The organism is Actinomadura sp. KC345 (genome assembly GCF_004348515.1).
Lineage (GTDB): Bacteria > Actinomycetota > Actinomycetes > Streptosporangiales > Streptosporangiaceae > Spirillospora.
In genome coordinates this window covers 1-16,750 of the sequence record NZ_SMKH01000162.1, presented here as the reverse complement: position 1 = coordinate 16,750, position 16,750 = coordinate 1, and the positions used below count along the sequence as shown (strand labels likewise).

The following is a 16,750-nucleotide window of genomic DNA, read 5'->3' as shown; positions in this document are numbered from 1 at the left end:
GGTGGTGGGGGTGGACGCCGGTATCACGGCTCTCGCCACCACGTCCGCGGGGCAGAAGGTGCCCAATCCCTGTCATGAGCGATCCGAACGGCGTCTGAATGTCAGGGGCATGATCCGCAACCATCGTCTCGCGCGCGCGATCACGGACGCGGCTCGGCGGGAGATGCGGTCGATGCTGGAGTACACATGCTCCTGGTACGGACGGGACCTGGTGGTGATCGACCGCTGGTTCCCCTCGTCCAAGCGCTGCTCGGAATGCGGTGCCGCCCGGGAGACCATGCCGCTGGGCGTCCGCACGTGGGAGTGCTCGTGCGGAGTGATTCATGATCGGGACGTCAACGCGGCCCGGAACATCCTCGCCGTCGGGCTGGCGGAGAGGCGAAACGCCTGTGGAGCCGATGTCAGACCTCAACGGGAGACTTCTTTCCGAGCGGGCAATCGGCGATGAAGCAGGAATCTCCTATCAACAGGGGGAAAGCCAAGTCTGGCATGGTAGTTCCGACGAACCACCGCGCCGCAGGGTTCCCCGGAGTGTCGGGGAAGGGGGATCCCGTCCGGCTCTGGCCGCGCCAGGGAGGCGATCCATGTTCGACCCGAAAGCCGAGGCGATGTCCCCGGACGAGCGCGCCGCGCTCCAGCGGCACCGGCTGTGGGGCCTGGTCGACCGGCTGCTCGCGGCCGGCGGCGTGCAGGGGCGGCGGCTCAAGGAGGCCGGCGTCGTCGGCGGGGCGGACGTGACGCTCGCGGGACTCCGCGACCTCCCATTCGCCACCAAGCAGGACCTCTGGGACAACTATCCGTTCGGGATGCTGGCCGTTCCCCGCGACCAGGTCGCCGCCGTGCACGGTTCCAGCGGGACGCGGGGGCGGCCCACGCTCGTCGCCTACACCAAGGCCGACCTCGACCTGTGGGCGGCCATGTGCGCGCGTTCCCTGTCCTGCGCGGGGGCCTCACCGGGCAGCATCGTCCACAACGCCTACGGCTACGGGCTCTTCACCGGCGGGATCGGCATCCATCAGGGGGCGGTCGCGCTCGGCGCGACCGTGGTGCCGATGTCGGGCGGCATGACCGACCGGCAGGTCCGGATGCTCACCGACCTCCGGGCGGACGTCCTGACCTGCACCCCCGCCTACGCCCTGCGCCTCGGCGAGGCCCTTGCCGAGGCGGGCGCCGAACCGCACGCGCTGAAAGCCGGCCTGTTCGGAGCCGAGCCGTGGTCGGAGGAGCTGCGCACCGCCATCGAGAGCGTGCTGCCGATCAAGGCGATGGACATCTACGGCCTCTCCGAGGTCATCGGCCCCGGCGTGGCCACCGAGTGCCTGGAGCAGAACGGCCTGCACGTCAACGAGGACCACTTCATCGTCGAGGCCGTCGACCCCGGGACGGGCGACCCCGTCGAGGACGGTGCCCCCGGCGAGCTGGTGTTCACGACGCCGACCAAGCAGGCCCTGCCCCTGCTGCGCTACCGGACGGGCGACATGGCGTCCCTGGACCGCGGCGAGTGCCCCTGCGGACGGACGCTGGTCCGGATGAGCAAGGTGCTCGGGCGCGCGGACGACATGCTCGTCGTCCGGGGCGTCAACGTCTACCCGAGCGAGGTCGAGCGCGTACTGCTGGGGAGCGGGCTCGTCCGGCCGCACTACCAGCTCGTGGTCGACCGCCGCAGCCCCGCCGTGCGCCTCCTCGTCGCCTGCGAGGCGTTGTCGGGCGACCCCCGGGACGAGCTCGCCCGCGGCCTCAACGCGTCGCTCGGCCTGTCCGCCGAGGTGTTCGTCCTCCCCGAGGGCACCGTGCCGAGGGTCGAGGTCGGCAAGGCCGTCCGCGTCGTCTCCTGGGAGGACGGCGCCCCGCCGCTGCCCGGCCTGGCCTGACCCGGGCCCGATCGTTACGGGCACCGTCCCGCGCGGTTATTCTCGTCGTCATGACGCAAAAGCGGCGGCTCGGGGTCATGGGCGGCACGTTCGACCCGATCCACCACGGGCACCTCGTGGCCGCGAGCGAGGTGGCGCACTTCTACTCCCTCGACGAGGTCGTGTTCGTGCCCACCGGCCTGTCCTCCCACAAGGAGCCCCGCAAGATCGCCGCCGCCGAGGACCGCTACCTCATGGCCGTGATCGCCACCGCGTCCAACCCCCGCTTCTCGGTCAGCCGCGTCGACATCGACCGCCCCGGCCCCACCTACACCGTCGACACGCTGCGCGACATGCGCGAGATCCACGGGCCCGACACCGACCTGTTCTTCATCACCGGCGCCGACGCGCTGGAGAAGATGCTGACCTGGCAGGACACCGAGGAACTCTTCGAACTGGCCCACTTCGTCGGCGTCACCCGCCCCGGCCACCGGCTCGCCGATCCCGGCCTGCCCAACGGGGGAGTCTCCCTCATGGAGGTCCCGGCCCTGTCCATTTCCTCCACCGAATGCCGCGACCGCGTCCACTCCGGCGAACCCATCTGGTACCTCGTCCCGGACGGGATCGTCCAGTACATCAACAAGCGCGACCTCTACCGTGTCGCTCCGGCCGGATGACCGGCTGACCCCCGTCCCCCTCACCGGACGCCGCTTGTCGCACACGCCGCATACCCTGGAATGAGCAGGACCGCATCAGCGATGCGGTCGAACAGCGACAAAGAGGTCCGTCGACCGGCGCCCGTGAGAAGGTGTTAGCGGAGACGACCCCTACAGGGAGGATCGCGAGCGCATCGTGACCGCATCCGAGAGGGCGGCGCAGCTCGTCCGGATCGCCGCCGAGGCGGCAGGCGACAAGCTGGCCGACGACATCCTTGCCTACGACGTGAGCGAGCAGCTCGTCATCACCGACGCGTTCGTGCTCTGCTCGGCCCCCAGCGACCGCCAGGTCCGCGCCATCGTCGACGAAGTCGAGAAACGCCTCCGCGAGGAGGGCGACGCCAAGCCCGTCCGCCGCGAAGGCGAACGCGAGGGGCGCTGGGTCCTGCTGGACTACGCGGAGATCATCGTGCACATCCAGCACGAGGAAGACCGCATGTTCTACGCTCTCGAACGGCTCTGGAAAGACTGCCCCCTCCTCGAACTGCCCGCGAGCGTCACCGCCCACCAGGCCGCGCGCGCCGTCGGGAGCCCCGAGTGAGCGACGCGCGCACCACCCGCGAGCCAGGCCGGCGCCGCCTCGTCCTCTGGCGGCACGGCCAGACCGCCTGGAACGTCGAGGGCCTCTTCCAAGGGAGGACCGACATCCCCCTCGACGAGACCGGCGTCCAGCAGGCCAGGCGCGCCGCCGGCCTGCTCGCCGGGCTCCGCCCCACCGCCCTGCTCGCCTCACCGCTGCGCAGGGCCGCCGACACCGCCCAGGCCCTCGCCGACATCACCGGGCTCCCCGTCCGCTACGACGACGACCTGGTCGAACGCGCCGGCGGCGCCTGGGAGGGGCTCAGCGCCCGCGAGATCCGCGAGCGCTACCCGGCCGAGCGGGCCGTCTGGGAGCCGCCCGGCGGAGAGACCAGCGCCCAGGTCGCCAAGCGCGTCGGCGCCGCGCTCGAACGCGCCCTCGACGACCTGCCGCCCACCGGCCAGCTCGTCGTCGCGTCCCACGGCGCCGCCCTGCGGCTCGGCATGTCCCACCTGCTCGGCCTTCCCGAAGAGGTCTGGGAGCGCCTCGGCGGCCTGTCCAACTGCTGCTGGTCCGTCGTCACCGAGATGCGCAACGGCGGCTGGCGCCTCGTCGAGCACAACGCCGGCACCCTTCCCGAACCCGTCCTCAGCGACGACCGCCCCAACACGGGCACCTGACCGGAAACGATTCGAGACCCACCCTCGCCGTCCTATACACTGGCGAGGCGCTGCGGGATGAACGTCCACGCAGCGGCGGGGCTATGGCGCAGTTGGTAGCGCGCCTCCATGGCATGGAGGAGGTCTGGGGTTCGAATCCCCATAGCTCCACAAACGAGTTGGGAGTGGCGTGCTCACGGAAAGCGTGGGCCGTCACTCCTTTGTCATGTTGGCCCAGGGGGTCCCCGCGGGGACCCCCGATGTGGGGGCTCCGCCCCCCGCCCCCTCCCGGCTGAAGCTCCACATGTGAGGCATGCGCACCTCCATCAGGACGCGCTCGGAATCGTCGCCTCCCTGGGCTGACCAGGACCGCATCCCCCGGTTCGTCTGGTTCACGGGCTCTTGTGCGGTGTGTCCACAACATGTATACAAGTTGCCTATGAGCAGTGCACAGCATGTCGGCAGACAGGGTCCGTCGGCTCAGGACCTCACTTATGAGTGGTTGAAGAGGCACATCTCCGAGCTGCCTCGGGACGGTGGGGTGTTCCTGAGCGAGTCGGAGGTGGCGCAGGCCGCGGGGACCTCGCGGACGCCCGTGCGGGAGGCGCTGCTGCGGCTGGAGACCGAGGGGCTGCTGACGATCGTCCCCAAGAAGGGGGCCTACATCCCGCCGATCTCCGACAGCGAGATCCAGGCGGTGATGGAGGCGCGGGGGCTGGTCGAGGACTGGTGCGTCCAGCGAGTCGTCCCGGCGGACCCGTACTTCGTCCGGGAGCTCGAACGGATCCTGGGCGAGCAGGAGAAGCTCATCGACGACCCGGTCGAGTTCATCGACCAGGACCGCGCCTTCCACCGGGCGATCGTCCGGCAGGCGGGCAACCCGGTGCTCGAGGAGTTCTACGAATCGCTGCGGGAGCGGCAGATCCGGATGGGTGTGCGCGCTCTGGTGAGCGAGGAGAACCGCGCGAGGACGGTGCTCGAAGAGCACGCCGCGATCGTGCGCGCCATCGCGGCCGGTGACGCCTGCGACGCCCTGGCCGCGCATCTGGCCGGCACGCTGGCCGTCCTTCGGCTGCCGATCCCCGTCGAGCGGCCCGGCGGGCATTCCGTCGGAGGACTTTCATGAGGGTCGCCCTGGTCCAGGTGAGCAGCCCGGCCGGGGAACCGGTCGGGGAACGGCGGGAGCGGGTCGGTGACCTCGTGCTCGGCTCGGGCGACGTGGACCTCGTCGTCCTCCCTGAGCTGTGGGCCGCGGGCTACTTCTCGTTCGACGCCTACGACGCGGAGGCGGAGCCCTTCGAAGGGCCCACGCTCGACGCGGCACGCGGTTGGGCGCGGGAGCTGGACGCGCATGTGCATCTCGGCAGTTTCGTCGAACGCGACGGGAACGGCCGGCTGTTCAACACGGCGGTGCTGCTCTCGCCCGCCGGTGAGGTCGAGCACGTGTACCGGAAGATCCACGTGTTCGGGTACCGGTCGCGCGAGGCGGAGCTGCTCACGCCCGGTGACGAGGCCGAGGTGGCTTCGACCGGTCTGGGGCGGGTCGCGGCGACGACGTGCTACGACCTGCGGTTCCCGGAGCTGTGGCGGGGCCTGGTCGACGGCGGCGCGCACATCGTGATCGTCCCCGCGGCGTGGCCCGCCGCGCGCCTGGAGCACTGGCGGCTGTTCACGTCCTGCCGTGCGGTGGAGGAGCAGGTACTGCTCATCGCGTGCAACGCGGCCGGTGCCGAACTCGGCGGGCACAGCCGCGTCGTGGACCCGTGGGGGGCGGTCCTCGCCGAGGCCGGCACCGAAGAAGGCGTGACCCGGTGCGACGTCGACCCCGCGGTGGTCGGACGGGCACGGGAGGAGTTCCCGGTGCTCGCCGACCGGCGGACCGATCTGGATTTCAGCGACCGAAGGGCGAGCTCCCACGTATGACCCTCAGCGAGACCTTGGACTTCACTGTGGCCGACTCGGGCGAGCCGCTGCCCGTCCGCCCGGCGCGGCTCGTCGTGGCCGGGTACACCGCCAGGGACGAGGCGGCCGTGATGGAGCACATCGACGAGCTGGCCGCCATCGGCGTGCCACCGCCGCCGTCGGTGCCGATGTTCTACGACCTGGACCCCGCTCTGCTCAGCACCGCCGGCCAGGTGGACGTCCCCGGGCCCGCCACCTCCGGCGAGGTGGAGCCGGTGCTGGTCAGGCACGACGGCGGCTACTTCCTCGGGGTGGGCTCGGACCACACCGACCGGGAGCTCGAGCGGAGCGACATCGCCGCGTCCAAGGCCGCCTGCCCCAAACCCGTGGGCAGCGGCGTGCTGGAGATCGGGTCCGACCTGTCCTTCCCGGACTGGGACGCGATCGAGGCGCGGTCCGAAGTGGACGGGCGGCCCTACCAGGCGGGGGCGGTGTCGTCCCTGCGGCACCCCGCGGACCTGGTCGAACGCATGACCGCGACCATCGGCGACGTGGCCGGTGACCTGGTGCTGTTCTGCGGAACGCTGGCCCTCCTTGGCGGGACGTTCGTGCACGGCGACACCTGGTCGCTGAGCCTGAACCTGCCCGCAGGCCCGCGCCTGACGCACTCCTACACGACCCGCAGGAGCACCCCATGAGCAAGACCGAGTACGAGTTCTTCCCGGTGACCGACGTGGAGTTCACCGTCTGCCCCGGCGACGACCCGAAGATCACCGAGCGGATCCTGGCCGCGGACGGCGACTCCGGTGTCGCCACCCGCATCCTGCGCTACGAGCCGGGCGCCGACTCCACCCCGATGGGCGTCCAGCGGCACGACTTCTGGGAGGAGGTCTACATCATCGAGGGGTCCTTCGAGGACCTCAGCCTCGGCAAGACCTTCACCGCCGGGATGTACGCGTGCCGCCCGCCGGGCATGCCGCACGGCCCCTGGCGGACCGACGAGGGAGTGCTGACCTTCGAGGTCCGCTACCGCGGCGCGTCCCGCGAGGCGACCACCTGACGCCAATCCCGGGGCCGCGGCGGGGGCCGGCCCGAAGTCATCATCGGAAGGATGCGCCATGAGAACCCGGCCACGACGCCGCGCGCTGATCCCGCTGCTTCTCGTCACCCTCCTCGGTGCCGGCTGCGGCGTCGGGACGGACGCCGGTGACAAGCTCACCTGGAAGATCGGCACGCTGCAGTGCTCGACGGACTGCGGCTTCCTCAAGATGGCCGAAGAGAAGGGCTTCTTCGACGACCGCGGCGTCGAGGTCGAGTACGTCACGCTGCAGAGCGCATCGCAGGCGCTGCCCGCGCTGGCCTCCGGCGAGGTGGACGCGATCGAGCAGAACGCCGGCGCCTTCTTCATCGCCTCGCAGCGCGGCGACCTCGACGCGTCGATCATCGGCTCGACCATGATCGGGCTGCCCTGGGCGATCTACGCGAAGGAGGGGATCACACGCCTCGACCAGCTCGACGGCAGGAGCATGGCGATCTCCTCGCCGACCGGGCTGCCGGCGACGATCACGGGCGTGATGCTCGGCCGCTCCGGCGCCTCGATCGAGTCCATGCAGAAGCTCAACGGCGGCGGCAACGCCGACCGCTACCGGGCGGTCGTCGCGGGCACCACCGATGCCGCGTCCTCGCCCGCCGACTACGTGCCGCGGGCCGAGAAGGACGACGTCAACGTGGTGGCCCTGTCCACCGACATCGTCCCGGACTACCCGCGCTACTCCATCATCGCGCGCAACGACCGGGTGGCCGACAAGCCGCAGGCCGCGCGCCGCTACCTGGCCGGGCTGATGGACGGCTTCCGCTACGCCTACGACCATCCCGAGGAGACCAGGGAACTCGCGGCGAAGGAGGCGGGCACCACCCCCGACGACTCCTACATCACCTACATGAACGACCTGATCGTCCAGAAGAAGCTCGTGGACCCCGACGCCGGCGTCCACCGCAAGCGGCTCGGCTACCTGTCGAACCTGCTGACCACGACCGGACGGCTCGACCGGCCGGCCGACCTCGCGAAACTCATCGACGAGCGCCCGCAGCGGGACGCGCTGGCGATGACGCAGCCCTGACCGGCCCCTCAAGCGGAAGGAGAAAGCCATGGACGGTAACCAGGCGGGCGTGTCGATCGAGGACGTGTCCAAGAGCTTCACGGTGCGCTCCGGCAAGCGGGTCGAAGAGGTCCACGTACTCGACCATGTGTCGCTGCACATCGATCCGGGCGAGATCATCGCGCTGACCGGGCTCAGCGGCTGCGGGAAGACGACGCTGCTGCGCATCCTGCTCGGGCTCGAAAGGGCCGACTCCGGGCGCGTGCTGGTGAACGGTGCCGAGGTGCGGGGGTGCGGTGAAGACCGCAGCATGGTCTTCCAGCACGCGCAGCTCTTCCCCTGGCGCAGCGCCCTGGAGAACGTCGAGTTCGGGCTCGAGGTGCGCGGCGTCCCGAAGGAGGAGCGCCGCCGCACGGCGATGGAGACGCTCCGGCTCGTCGGCCTAGAGGACGCCGCCGACCGCCGTCCGGACCAGCTGTCCGGAGGCATGCAGCAGCGCGTCGGCCTGGCCAGGGCGCTGAGCGTCGACCCCGCGGTCCTGCTGATGGACGAGCCGTTCGGCGCGCTCGACGCGCAGACGCGCGAAGGGCTGCAGGCCGAGGTGCTGCGCATCCACCAGGAGACCGGCAAGACGATCGTCTTCGTGACGCACGACCTGGACGAGGCCGTCCTGCTCGCCGACCGGGTCGTCCTCATGGCACCGAACCCCGGCCGCGTCGACGAGGTCTTCCCGGTCGGCATCGCCCGTCCGCGGACCGACCTGGTGACCATGCGCGGGCTCAAGGAGTTCAGCGACCAACGCTACGAGATCTGGCGCCGGCTCATGGCCGGCGCGCGACCGGCCGCCGCCGCGACGGCGCCCGCCGGCAGCTAGTCCCACCCCGGACGGAGTACAGGCATGACACTCACCGACCACAGCGACCAGAAGGCGGAACGTCCGGCCGTGTCGGCCCGGCCCGCGCCGCCGTTCCACCGGCGCCACCGGGGCGGGCTGATCACCACCGGATCGCTCCTCGTGGTGCTGGCGTTCTGGGAGATCACCGGACGCCGGATGAACCCGATCTTCTCCTCCTACCCCAGCGCCATCGTCCGCAAGTTCGGCGTCCAGATCGAGTCCGGGCTGCTGCCCGAGGCCCTGCTCGACAGCCTCCAGCCCCTCCTGCTCGGCTTCTGCGTCGCGGCGCTCATCGGCATACCGGTCGGCCTGCTGATCGGCCGCTACCGCGCCGCGGACGCCGCGCTGGGCGTCTACGTCACCGCGGGCTACGCCATGCCGCTGGTCGCGCTCATCCCGCTGTTCATGCTCTGGTTCGGGCTCGGCTTCACGGTGAAGGTCGTGATCGTCGTGGTGATGACCGTGTTCCCGATCGTGATCAACACGCGTGCGGGCGTGCGGGCGGTGCCGCGCTCGCTGACCGAGGTCGGCACGTCGTTCATGGCGTCGGAGTTCGCGATCATGCGGAAGATCATCCTTCCGGCGACCGTGCCGCACATCATGACCGGGCTGCGGCTCGGCATCGGCCGCGCGGTGATCGCGATCGTGATCGCCGAGTTCTTCACCGCGATCGGCGGGCTCGGCGGGCAGATCATCCTGGCCGGCCAGCGGTTCGACACGGCCGGGCTGTTCGTGCCGGTGACCGTGCTCATGATCCTCGGCGTCGGGTTCACCCGCCTGGTCGGCTGGCTGGAGACCAGGGTCGCGCCCTGGGGCCGGCCCGCGGACGCCGACCGGGGCTGAACCCCGGACCACGGATTCTTCGAGGGAGACATGGCAGACCGAGACCACATCATCGTCGCCGGAGCCGGTCCGGTCGGCGCCGTCACCGCGCTCGCCGCCGCGCAACGCGGGTTCCGCGTGACCGTCGTCGAGCGCGACGCCGGCATCGAGACCGACGACGCGCCGCGGGCGGCGACCTTCCATCCGTCCACCCTGGAACTCATCGACCAGGTGGGCATCACCGACGAGTTCCTCGCCGTGGGCCTTGAGTGCCGGTACTTCGACTACTGGGACAAGGCCACCGGCACCCTGGTAGCGCGGATGGACCACGACACCCTGCGCGACGACACCCCGTTCCCGTACGTGGTGCAGACCGAGCAGCACAAGCTGGTCCGGATCGCGTTGGACCGGCTGCGCCGGATGCCGGACGTCGACCTCCGGCTCGGCTGGACCGTCGACTCGATCGAGCAGGACGCGGACCGCGTCACGGTCCGCACCGGTCACGGGTCCGGGACCGACGTCCTGACCGGCGACTGGCTGTTCGGCTGCGACGGCGGCCGCAGCACCGTGCGCAAGTCCATCGGCACCGAGTTCGAGGGCTACACCTGGCCGGAACGGTTCGCGGTGCTCACCACGCGGTACGACTTCGGCGCCGAGATGGGCTGTAGCAGGCGCGCCTACTTCGCCGACCCGGACCAGTGGGTGAACCTGTTCAAGGTCGCCGGCGACGACATGCGGGGCCGCTGGCGGGTGGTGTTCGCCGCCCGCCCCGACCAGACCGACGAGGACGTGCTCGGCGACGAGTACGCCGAGCAGGTCATGTCCCGCATCCATCCGGCGTCCGGGCCGCGCCCCCTGGTGCACCGCAACATCTACAACGTGCACCAGCGCGTCGCCGCCGCCTTCCGGTCCGGGCGGGTGTTCCTGGCCGGGGACGCGGCGCACGTCAACAACCCGATCGGCGGGCTCGGCCTGAACTGCGGCGTCCACGACGCCATGGAGCTGGTGAGCACCGTCGACGACGTGACCGCCGGACGGGCCGCGCCCGCGCTGCTGGACCGGTACGAGCGCCGCCGCCGCACGGTCAACATCGAGTTCGTCCAGCAGCAGACCGTCGACAACAAGCAGCGGCTGGAGGAGAAGGACCCGGCGGCGAGGCGGGCGAGGCTCGACCGCCTCGCGGCGATCAGCAACGACAAGGAGGAGCAGCGCAGATTCCTCCGCAGGACCTCCCTGCTCGACGCCGTCGCCCGCGCCCGAGCGATCGACTGACCGGCCCCGACGCCCCGAGGAACGAATCTTGCGAATCGCCGTACCCGACCTGATCTCTCCGTCGTACTTCCCGGCCATCACCGCCGTGGACCTCGGCCTGGCCCGCGACGAGGGACTGGACGTCCACCTGGACCTGCTCTACCCCGTCACCGACGCCGCCGAGGCGCTGCGCACCGGGAAGATCGACTTCCTGGCCGGCGCCGCGCACGCGCCGATGCACGCCTTCCCGCAGTGGCGCGGCGCGAAGCTGGTCGCCGCGCTGTCACAGCACATGTACTGGTTCCTCGTCATGCGCCCGGACCTGGGCGTCGTCCGAGGCGATCTCGGCGCCCTGCGCGACGTCCGGATCGGCGCCGCGCCGGGCCCCGACCTCGGGCTGCGGCGGCTGTTCGCGGCGGCCGGGATCGACACCCGGGCGGACGGGATCGAGATCGGCCCCGTCCCCGCGACCGAGGGAGCGGGCACCTCCTTCGGCCTCGCCGCGGCCCAGGCGCTCGGCGAAGGACTGATCGACGGCTTCTGGGCCAACGGGATGGGCGCCGAACTGGCGCTCCGGGACGGCACCGGCATCCTCGTCCTCGACGCCCGGCGCGGAGACGGCCCGCCGGGGGCCGAGAACTACACCTTCCCCGCCCTCGCGGTCGCCGACGAGACCATCGCCGACCGTCCCGACGCCGTCGCCGCCATCACGCGCGCGATCGTCCGGGCGCAGGCGGTCCTCCGCGACGACCCCGGCCGGGCCACCGAAGTCGGCGAGCGGCTCTTCCCGCCGCGCGAGGCGTCCCTGATCGCCGAACTCGTGCGCCGGGACGCGCCGTTCTACGACCCGCGGATCGCCCCGGAGACAGTCCACGCCCTGGTCGACTTCGGCCGCCACAGCGGACTCCTCGACGCCCCCGTCACCTATGACGCCGTGGTGGCGACCCGCTTCCACGACGTCTGGACCGTCGGAGACCGCTGACGCCCGCGGGCCGGTTCCTTCGTTCGAGGCCGGCGAACCCCTCGTTGGGCCCTGACCGCAAAGGGTTGGCCATGGTCGCGGCTGCCTTTCGTCCGGCCGCGCTTCAGAATGTCGATCATGCGGGAACAGCCACGTAGTGGCGATGCATGATCGAGATGAGGCTGTCCCATGAGAAGCCGGATGTCCGCAAGGCTGCTGCCCGCCGCACTGGCCGCGGCGGCCGTGACCGCGATCGGCGCACCCGCATGGGCGCAGGAGGCGCCGCCCCCGGCCGAGGAGACCCACACCGAACAAGAGTGCGTAGAGGCGCTCAAGATCCTTTCGTACTTCAAGCTGCTCCCGGACCAGCCCGACGTCGGCCGGACCCTGTGCTCGATGAACAAGGCGAACCAGCAGGAGGAGGGCACGCACCAGGACGGGCTGCACCAGGACGCGTACACCCAGGAGCTCGACAGCAAGTACACGACCGAGACCGGTCAGACCGTCGAGGACAGCAAGCTCCTCGGCCTCCCAATCGAATGGCCGGAGAACCTCACCGTCCACGTGCCGACGATCAACGACCGGTGGCACTCCTACAGCGCGCCGACGAACTGACGCCCCTGCGGGCTGCGGAGGGACGACCTCCGCAGCCCGCGTCCGAACCGCTCCCAACGTGCACTAAGCTTTTCCTCGACCGAGGGGCTATGGCGCAGTTGGTAGCGCGCCTCCATGGCATGGAGGAGGTCTGGGGTTCGAATCCCCATAGCTCCACTCGGAGTTGAGAGAGGCATGCCCGCAGAAAGCGCGGGCCATCACTCCTTCGTCGTGTTTGTCCAGGGGGCGACCCCCTGGAACCCCCGGTGTGGGGGCTCCGCCCCCACGCCCCCTCGTGGTTGCGGTCTCTGCGGAAAGGCGTGGGTGCGTTACTCCAGGGGGCGGCTCGGTGGAACCCCCGGTGTGGGGCTGTGTCCGGTTTTGGGTAGTGGCCCTTCGTGTGTGGTGCTTGCGTCGATGTGTGTTGGGCCGGACTGGTCTTCATGACTCGGGGCGGGGGTGTCCGGTGAGGTCATGGCGGGGCGCGGTTCCGAGCGTGGCCTCGTAGCGGTGAAGCAAAGGGCGTAGCAGGTCGTTCAGGGTGTCGATCTCGTCACCGGTGAGTTCATCGAAGATCTGGCGCTCGGACCGGGTCCGGCGGGCCGTGGCCCGCCGCCATCGCGCGAAACCGTCACTGGTGACGGACACCGGCCGCGAGCGGCCGTCGGTGCCGGTGCCCAGCGTGATCAAGCCAGCCTGAAGGAGCCGGTTCAAGCGTGTGCTGACCGTTCCCGACGTGAGCCGGAGGGCCTGAGCCAGGGCCGTCGGCGTGCACCGACCGCCCGCGCGCACGATCACTGAGAGCGCCTCCCAGTCCGCGACGCTCAGACCTTCCTCGCTCGCCCTGTTCCAAGGAGCGGGTGAACATCCTGGCCAGACGGCCGATGCGCTGCCGGGCCGCCTCGACGGCGGGGTCCACCTCCACCATGTGCGACGAGGCCGTGAACGAGGCGGTTCGCACGCACGGGCGGATCGACGTCCTGGTGAACAACGCCGGGCACGGGCTCGCCGGGGTGGCCGAGGAACTCACCGATGACGACCTGAGAACCGTCCTGGACGTGAACTTGCTCGGGGTGCTGCGGGTCACCAGGGCGGTGCTGCCGCACATGCGTGCACGCGCGCAAGGCCATGTGGTGCAGATGTCGTCGGTCGGCGGCGTGGTCGCCAATCCGGGGCACGCCGCCTACGGCACGTCCAAGTTCGCACTCGAGGGCTTCTCCGAGGCGTTGTCCGGAGAAGTCGCTCCCTGGGGCATCCGCGTCACCATCGTCGAGCCCGGGCCGTTCCGCACCGACTTCGCCGGCAGGTCCATGCGTTTCGCCTCGGCGATCGACGCCTACGCCGACACCTCCGCCGGACGCGTGCGCCAGGGATTCGCCGACCAGGACGGGCACCAGCCCAACGATCCGGACCGGGCCGCGAAGATCATCCTGGAGGCCGTCGACGACCCGGCGTCCCCGCTGCGCCTTCCCCTCGGACCGGAAGCCGTTGATCGCATCCGCGCCAAGCTCACATCCCAACTCGCCGACCTGGATCGCTGCGAAGCGACGGTACGCGACACCCGCTTCTGAAGGGCATCGCCCTGGTCGACGCCGAGAGGGCGGCCTGTGGTGGCGTCAGGCGGTGAACCGGAGGACGGCGCCGACGTGGACGGGCTGCGTTGGGCCGTTGGACGGGAGGACGACCAGCTCGCCGTCCATGGCTGCGGCGGCTCTGACCAGGGCGGAGTCCGCTCGGTCTTCGTGAGGATCGGTGACGCCGAACTCGTCGCGGAGTTCGGCGGCGCTGGTCGCGATCTGTGCGGGGTCCGGGCCGACCCAGAGGCGGGAGACGGAGTCCGGGTCCTCGTCCAGCAGGAGCGTCTCGACGCGCCCCTGCCGGACCGCCTCGGTGGTGGCGGGCAGGCCGGCGACGGCCCGCTGGCCATTGGCGAGTTCGCGGTCGAAGCGTTCGGCGACGGTCATGATGTGCTCGGTCGTCTTCAGGTCAAGGACACGGCGGAGTTCGGCGTCCAAGTCGGGGTCGTCGACGGTGGTGTTCTTGTCCGTCTCGACGGTGCGCTCCAGGACGTGCTCCGAGACCTCCTCCAAGACGGCGTTTCGGGCGCGGACGTCACCGGCGATCACGATGGCCTCGGCACCGCAGCGTTCGGCGGCGCGGTCGATCTCGTGGGCGACCTTCTTGGCGTTGGCCTTCCAGACGTTCTCGGCCGAGCGCTGGAACCGGGACTGGTTCCAGTCGCCCGCCTTCGTCTTGCGGATCGGGTAGTCCTCGTCGCCCTCCACGTCGATGTGCTCGTGCCGCCCCTGCGCCGTGACGCAGTCGATCGCGCCCCCGCGACGGTCGACGACGGCCAGCAGGTGCGGGAACCTCTCACCGCGCTGGGCCAGGTAGGGAAGGACGTCTGGCAGCGGCGCGAGCGTCGCCCGGGGGGAGCGGGGGGCCGTGTCGAGCCGCTCGGTGCGCACCACCTCGTCGTCCGCCGCGAAGATCACGAAACCTTCGGAGCGGCGTTCCCGTGCCTCCTCGTCGATGGTCTGCTCGATCGCGTGCAGCATGCCCTTCGGTGCGTTCTGTGCCTCCAGGTCCGCGCGCAGCGCCCGCCACCGCAGCTCGATGGCCTTGGACGCGTCCTCGGTGGTCCGGGTGAAGTCCATGTACACCGATGCATAGGGGCCCGGACGTTGGTACAGCGTCTTGAGGAATGACAGATCCATGGGATGGCCGTACCCGCACTATCTGGGACAAACGTGAAACGAAGTGGCCTAGGGACTCATCCCTCGGCGGACTGCTGGAGCCGCGCGTAGGCGAGCTGTAGCCAATCCGAGCCCGCGACCGCCGTCATCGTGGCACCGGCGAGCCGGGTGGCGTGCGGAGCGAAGACGAGGCCCGCCGTATAGGCGGTCGCGACCCACTGCGCCGTGCAGAACGGGCAGGTGATCAGCTCTCCGACCGCGTGCCGGGCACCCTTCCCGCGGACCTCCTCCGCCACCTCGGCGGGCCCGGACGTCCCGGAATACCGAACGAACGGGGCACGCAGCGGGCTCGTCACCGGGTCCTTCGCGATCAGCCGGGACAGCTTGTGCGTGGTGATCGTCATCAGGGCCAGGTCGCCGAGGCCGATGGACGGCGCCCGGTCCCGCAGGCGGCGCCCCACCAGCACCATCGCGCCCGTGGTCAACCCGTACACGGCGAGAGTGCCGAGGTAGGAGCCGAGCGGGCGGTCCTCCGCGCCGGCGTACTCCTCCTTCTGCCTGCGCGCGGTGTCGACGACCGCGTTCATGACTCCTCCTCCGGTGGGGCGATCAGGCAGAACTCGTTGCCCTCGGGATCGGCGAGCACCGTGGTCGGCCAGCCGTCGTCCACGAACGGGCCGCGGACGATCGTGGCGCCGAGCGCCATCACCCGGGAGAGCTCTGCGTGCATGTCGGTGATTCGCAGGTCAGGGTGCATCCGGTTCTTCGCGGCCTTCGGCTCCGGGACCCGCTGCAGCAAGAGTCGTGGCCTCTTCCCCGACGGATCCGTGAGTGCCACGTATGGGGGCTCGAACTCGCCGCGGTCGTATCCCAGTGCCGCGGCCCAGAAGCCGGCCAGAGCTTCGGGATCGTGGCAGTCCAGGACGAAGACCAGTTCCATCTAGTGATCGCGCAGCGCTCGGATCAGCTTGGACTTGTTCATCGACGAACGTCCCTTGATGCCGATCTCCCGGGCGCGCTTCAGCAGGTCGTCCTTCGACCAGTCGTCGTAGGACGGGTTCTTGCCGCCCTTGCGTCCGACCTTCTTCTTGCCCTGGCCCGCTGAGGCGTTCGCGATCCGTGCAGCCTTCTCCTTGCTCTCGCCCCGGTCGCGGAGTCCCTGGTACGTCTTCTCGTCCTTGATCTGCGCTCTAGGCATATCGGACACGTACCCCACGTACGCGCTCCACACATGGCTGGGCGCGCGCCGCCGGTGAGCACGCCCGGTCGTGTGCCGCCCGGACCGGCTGTGAACAGCGGGTTTCCAGAGTCGGACGGGGAGAGGACGGCTGGATTTGACGGAGTCTCCGGTGCTGTCTAATCTCTGACGTGCCCCAAGGGGATGCGGGACGCCGACCGGCGGACGGCCCCGGGGAACGCCGACAGAGAAAACGGTTCGAAGCTTGCTGCGGGCCGGGGTACTCTTGAATGGCAAGCCTGAACGGGATGCAGGACGCCGCGAGGTGGCCGGCCCGGAGGGCGCCTCCTGCGAAACGATCTTCTGATGGGGCTTCGGCCTGTTGGTGTGTCGTTGTGTGGGGGCTTGGTGAGTTGACCGTCTGTCGAAAAGATCTTGGTTGATCGGCTTGACAGCGGTGGCGAATCAGGTAAGTTAGAAGGGTTGCCCCGGAGCCGGGGCCTGCGGGAGCGGGGTTCGGCGCGGTGGGTGTCCGTTTCTTGAGAACTCAACAGCGTGTTAAAAGCCAGTGCCTTTTTCGGCTCGGCCGGATGTTTGTTCGGTCGGGT

General features: G+C 70.3%; 20 protein-coding genes, 2 tRNA genes and 1 pseudogene. 18 read left to right on the top strand and 5 right to left on the bottom strand.

The genetic code is table 11. The features are described from left to right. The 17 genes and pseudogenes from E1281_RS24365 to E1281_RS24285 form a co-directional block, all read left to right on the top strand. Positions 1-456: pseudogene (locus E1281_RS24365) on the top strand (transposase); the annotation flags it as partial. 128 nt (positions 457-584) lie between these two features. Then, positions 585-1,871 carry a phenylacetate--CoA ligase gene (locus tag E1281_RS24360; RefSeq protein ID WP_207943463.1) on the top strand — a complete coding sequence of 429 codons (1,287 nt, stop codon included), beginning with the start codon at positions 585-587 and terminating at the stop codon, positions 1,869-1,871. Positions 1,872-1,921: 50 nt separating this feature from the next. Further along, positions 1,922-2,527, top strand: coding sequence for a nicotinate-nucleotide adenylyltransferase (gene nadD / locus E1281_RS24355; protein WP_131881983.1), 606 nt, complete (start codon positions 1,922-1,924; stop codon positions 2,525-2,527). Positions 2,528-2,702: 175 nt separating this feature from the next. Continuing rightward, complete coding sequence (gene rsfS, locus E1281_RS24350) at positions 2,703-3,107, top strand: ribosome silencing factor (protein ID WP_131881981.1); 405 nt, start codon at positions 2,703-2,705, stop codon at positions 3,105-3,107. Continuing rightward, positions 3,104-3,766 carry a histidine phosphatase family protein gene (locus tag E1281_RS24345; RefSeq protein ID WP_131881979.1) on the top strand — a complete coding sequence of 221 codons (663 nt, stop codon included), beginning with the start codon at positions 3,104-3,106 and terminating at the stop codon, positions 3,764-3,766. Before rsfS ends, E1281_RS24345 begins: the two co-directional genes overlap by 4 nt. Positions 3,767-3,843: 77 nt before the next feature. Further along, positions 3,844-3,916: transfer RNA gene (locus E1281_RS24340), tRNA-Ala, on the top strand. Between the two features lie 331 nt (positions 3,917-4,247). Next, complete coding sequence (locus E1281_RS24335) at positions 4,248-4,871, top strand: GntR family transcriptional regulator (protein WP_243717345.1); 624 nt, start codon at positions 4,248-4,250, stop codon at positions 4,869-4,871. Next, complete coding sequence (locus E1281_RS24330) at positions 4,868-5,668, top strand: carbon-nitrogen family hydrolase (protein WP_131881975.1); 801 nt, start codon at positions 4,868-4,870, stop codon at positions 5,666-5,668. Before E1281_RS24335 ends, E1281_RS24330 begins: the two co-directional genes overlap by 4 nt. Positions 5,669-5,682: 14 nt before the next feature. Continuing rightward, the gene (locus E1281_RS24325; RefSeq protein WP_207943462.1) at positions 5,683-6,345 is read left to right on the top strand and encodes a DUF2848 family protein; all 663 of its coding nucleotides are present in this window, start codon (positions 5,683-5,685) and stop codon (positions 6,343-6,345) included. Then, complete coding sequence (locus tag E1281_RS24320) at positions 6,342-6,707, top strand: cupin domain-containing protein (RefSeq protein WP_131881971.1); 366 nt, start codon at positions 6,342-6,344, stop codon at positions 6,705-6,707. The genes E1281_RS24325 and E1281_RS24320 overlap by 4 nt, the downstream gene beginning before the upstream one ends. 58 nt (positions 6,708-6,765) lie before the next feature. Beyond that, positions 6,766-7,767, top strand: a complete 1,002-nt coding sequence (locus E1281_RS24315) for an ABC transporter substrate-binding protein (RefSeq protein ID WP_131881969.1) — start codon at positions 6,766-6,768, stop codon at positions 7,765-7,767. Between the two features lie 28 nt (positions 7,768-7,795). After that, positions 7,796-8,620, top strand: a complete 825-nt coding sequence (locus E1281_RS24310) for an ABC transporter ATP-binding protein (protein WP_131881967.1) — start codon at positions 7,796-7,798, stop codon at positions 8,618-8,620. 24 nt (positions 8,621-8,644) lie between these two features. Continuing rightward, complete coding sequence (locus E1281_RS24305; protein ID WP_131881965.1) at positions 8,645-9,484, top strand: ABC transporter permease; 840 nt, start codon at positions 8,645-8,647, stop codon at positions 9,482-9,484. 30 nt (positions 9,485-9,514) lie between these two features. Further along, positions 9,515-10,735, top strand: coding sequence for an NAD(P)/FAD-dependent oxidoreductase (locus E1281_RS24300; protein WP_131881963.1), 1,221 nt, complete (start codon positions 9,515-9,517; stop codon positions 10,733-10,735). A gap of 28 nt (positions 10,736-10,763) precedes the next feature. Beyond that, the gene (locus E1281_RS24295) at positions 10,764-11,696 is read left to right on the top strand and encodes an ABC transporter substrate-binding protein (protein ID WP_131881961.1); all 933 of its coding nucleotides are present in this window, start codon (positions 10,764-10,766) and stop codon (positions 11,694-11,696) included. A gap of 180 nt (positions 11,697-11,876) precedes the next feature. Next, positions 11,877-12,290, top strand: coding sequence for a hypothetical protein (locus tag E1281_RS24290; RefSeq protein ID WP_131881959.1), 414 nt, complete (start codon positions 11,877-11,879; stop codon positions 12,288-12,290). 83 nt (positions 12,291-12,373) lie between these two features. Then, positions 12,374-12,446 (top strand) — tRNA-Ala (locus E1281_RS24285). Between the two features lie 264 nt (positions 12,447-12,710). Here the strand turns inward: E1281_RS24285 and E1281_RS24280 are convergent. Then, positions 12,711-13,097: a MarR family transcriptional regulator gene (locus tag E1281_RS24280; RefSeq protein WP_279433646.1), complete on the bottom strand. Its 387-nt coding sequence runs from the start codon at positions 13,095-13,097 to the stop codon at positions 12,711-12,713. On the opposite strand from E1281_RS24280, the gene E1281_RS24275 reads away from it, so the two are divergent. Further along, positions 13,067-13,840, top strand: coding sequence for an SDR family NAD(P)-dependent oxidoreductase (locus E1281_RS24275; protein WP_279433645.1), 774 nt, complete (start codon positions 13,067-13,069; stop codon positions 13,838-13,840). The two genes, E1281_RS24280 and E1281_RS24275, sit on opposite strands and share 31 nt — an antisense overlap. Positions 13,841-13,885: 45 nt before the next feature. Here E1281_RS24275 and E1281_RS24270 read toward each other — a convergent pair whose 3' ends face one another. The 4 genes from E1281_RS24270 to E1281_RS24255 are packed head-to-tail and all read right to left on the bottom strand — an operon-like array spanning position 13,886 to position 16,163. Then, a complete protein-coding gene (locus E1281_RS24270; RefSeq protein WP_131881955.1) occupies positions 13,886-14,986 on the bottom strand; it encodes a Vms1/Ankzf1 family peptidyl-tRNA hydrolase in 1,101 nt (366 codons plus the stop codon). A gap of 56 nt (positions 14,987-15,042) precedes the next feature. Beyond that, positions 15,043-15,552, bottom strand: a complete 510-nt coding sequence (locus E1281_RS24265) for a DUF1360 domain-containing protein (protein ID WP_131881953.1) — start codon at positions 15,550-15,552, stop codon at positions 15,043-15,045. Then, positions 15,549-15,905 (bottom strand): VOC family protein, encoded by a 357-nt coding sequence (locus tag E1281_RS24260; RefSeq protein ID WP_131881951.1) that lies wholly within the window; start codon positions 15,903-15,905, stop codon positions 15,549-15,551. Before E1281_RS24260 ends, E1281_RS24265 begins: the two co-directional genes overlap by 4 nt. Then, a complete protein-coding gene (locus E1281_RS24255) occupies positions 15,906-16,163 on the bottom strand; it encodes a Rho termination factor (RefSeq protein WP_131881949.1) in 258 nt (85 codons plus the stop codon). Positions 16,164-16,750 lie beyond the last annotated feature (587 nt).

Bases quoted from the DNA above. Each gene is read 5' to 3' on its own strand.
- E1281_RS24360 (WP_207943463.1), top strand. From the start codon at position 585: ATGTTCGACCCGAAAGCCGAGGCGATGTCCCCGGACGAGCGCGCCGCG.
- nadD (WP_131881983.1), top strand. From the start codon at position 1,922: ATGACGCAAAAGCGGCGGCTCGGGGTCATGGGCGGCACGTTCGACCCG.
- E1281_RS24330 (WP_131881975.1), top strand. From the start codon at position 4,868: ATGAGGGTCGCCCTGGTCCAGGTGAGCAGCCCGGCCGGGGAACCGGTC.
- E1281_RS24320 (WP_131881971.1), top strand. From the start codon at position 6,342: ATGAGCAAGACCGAGTACGAGTTCTTCCCGGTGACCGACGTGGAGTTC.
- E1281_RS24315 (WP_131881969.1), top strand. From the start codon at position 6,766: ATGAGAACCCGGCCACGACGCCGCGCGCTGATCCCGCTGCTTCTCGTC.
- E1281_RS24310 (WP_131881967.1), top strand. From the start codon at position 7,796: ATGGACGGTAACCAGGCGGGCGTGTCGATCGAGGACGTGTCCAAGAGC.
- E1281_RS24305 (WP_131881965.1), top strand. From the start codon at position 8,645: ATGACACTCACCGACCACAGCGACCAGAAGGCGGAACGTCCGGCCGTG.
- E1281_RS24300 (WP_131881963.1), top strand. From the start codon at position 9,515: ATGGCAGACCGAGACCACATCATCGTCGCCGGAGCCGGTCCGGTCGGC.
- E1281_RS24290 (WP_131881959.1), top strand. From the start codon at position 11,877: ATGTCCGCAAGGCTGCTGCCCGCCGCACTGGCCGCGGCGGCCGTGACC.
- E1281_RS24270 (WP_131881955.1), bottom strand. From the start codon at position 14,986: ATGGATCTGTCATTCCTCAAGACGCTGTACCAACGTCCGGGCCCCTAT.
- E1281_RS24265 (WP_131881953.1), bottom strand. From the start codon at position 15,552: ATGAACGCGGTCGTCGACACCGCGCGCAGGCAGAAGGAGGAGTACGCC.
- E1281_RS24260 (WP_131881951.1), bottom strand. From the start codon at position 15,905: ATGGAACTGGTCTTCGTCCTGGACTGCCACGATCCCGAAGCTCTGGCC.
- E1281_RS24255 (WP_131881949.1), bottom strand. From the start codon at position 16,163: ATGCCTAGAGCGCAGATCAAGGACGAGAAGACGTACCAGGGACTCCGC.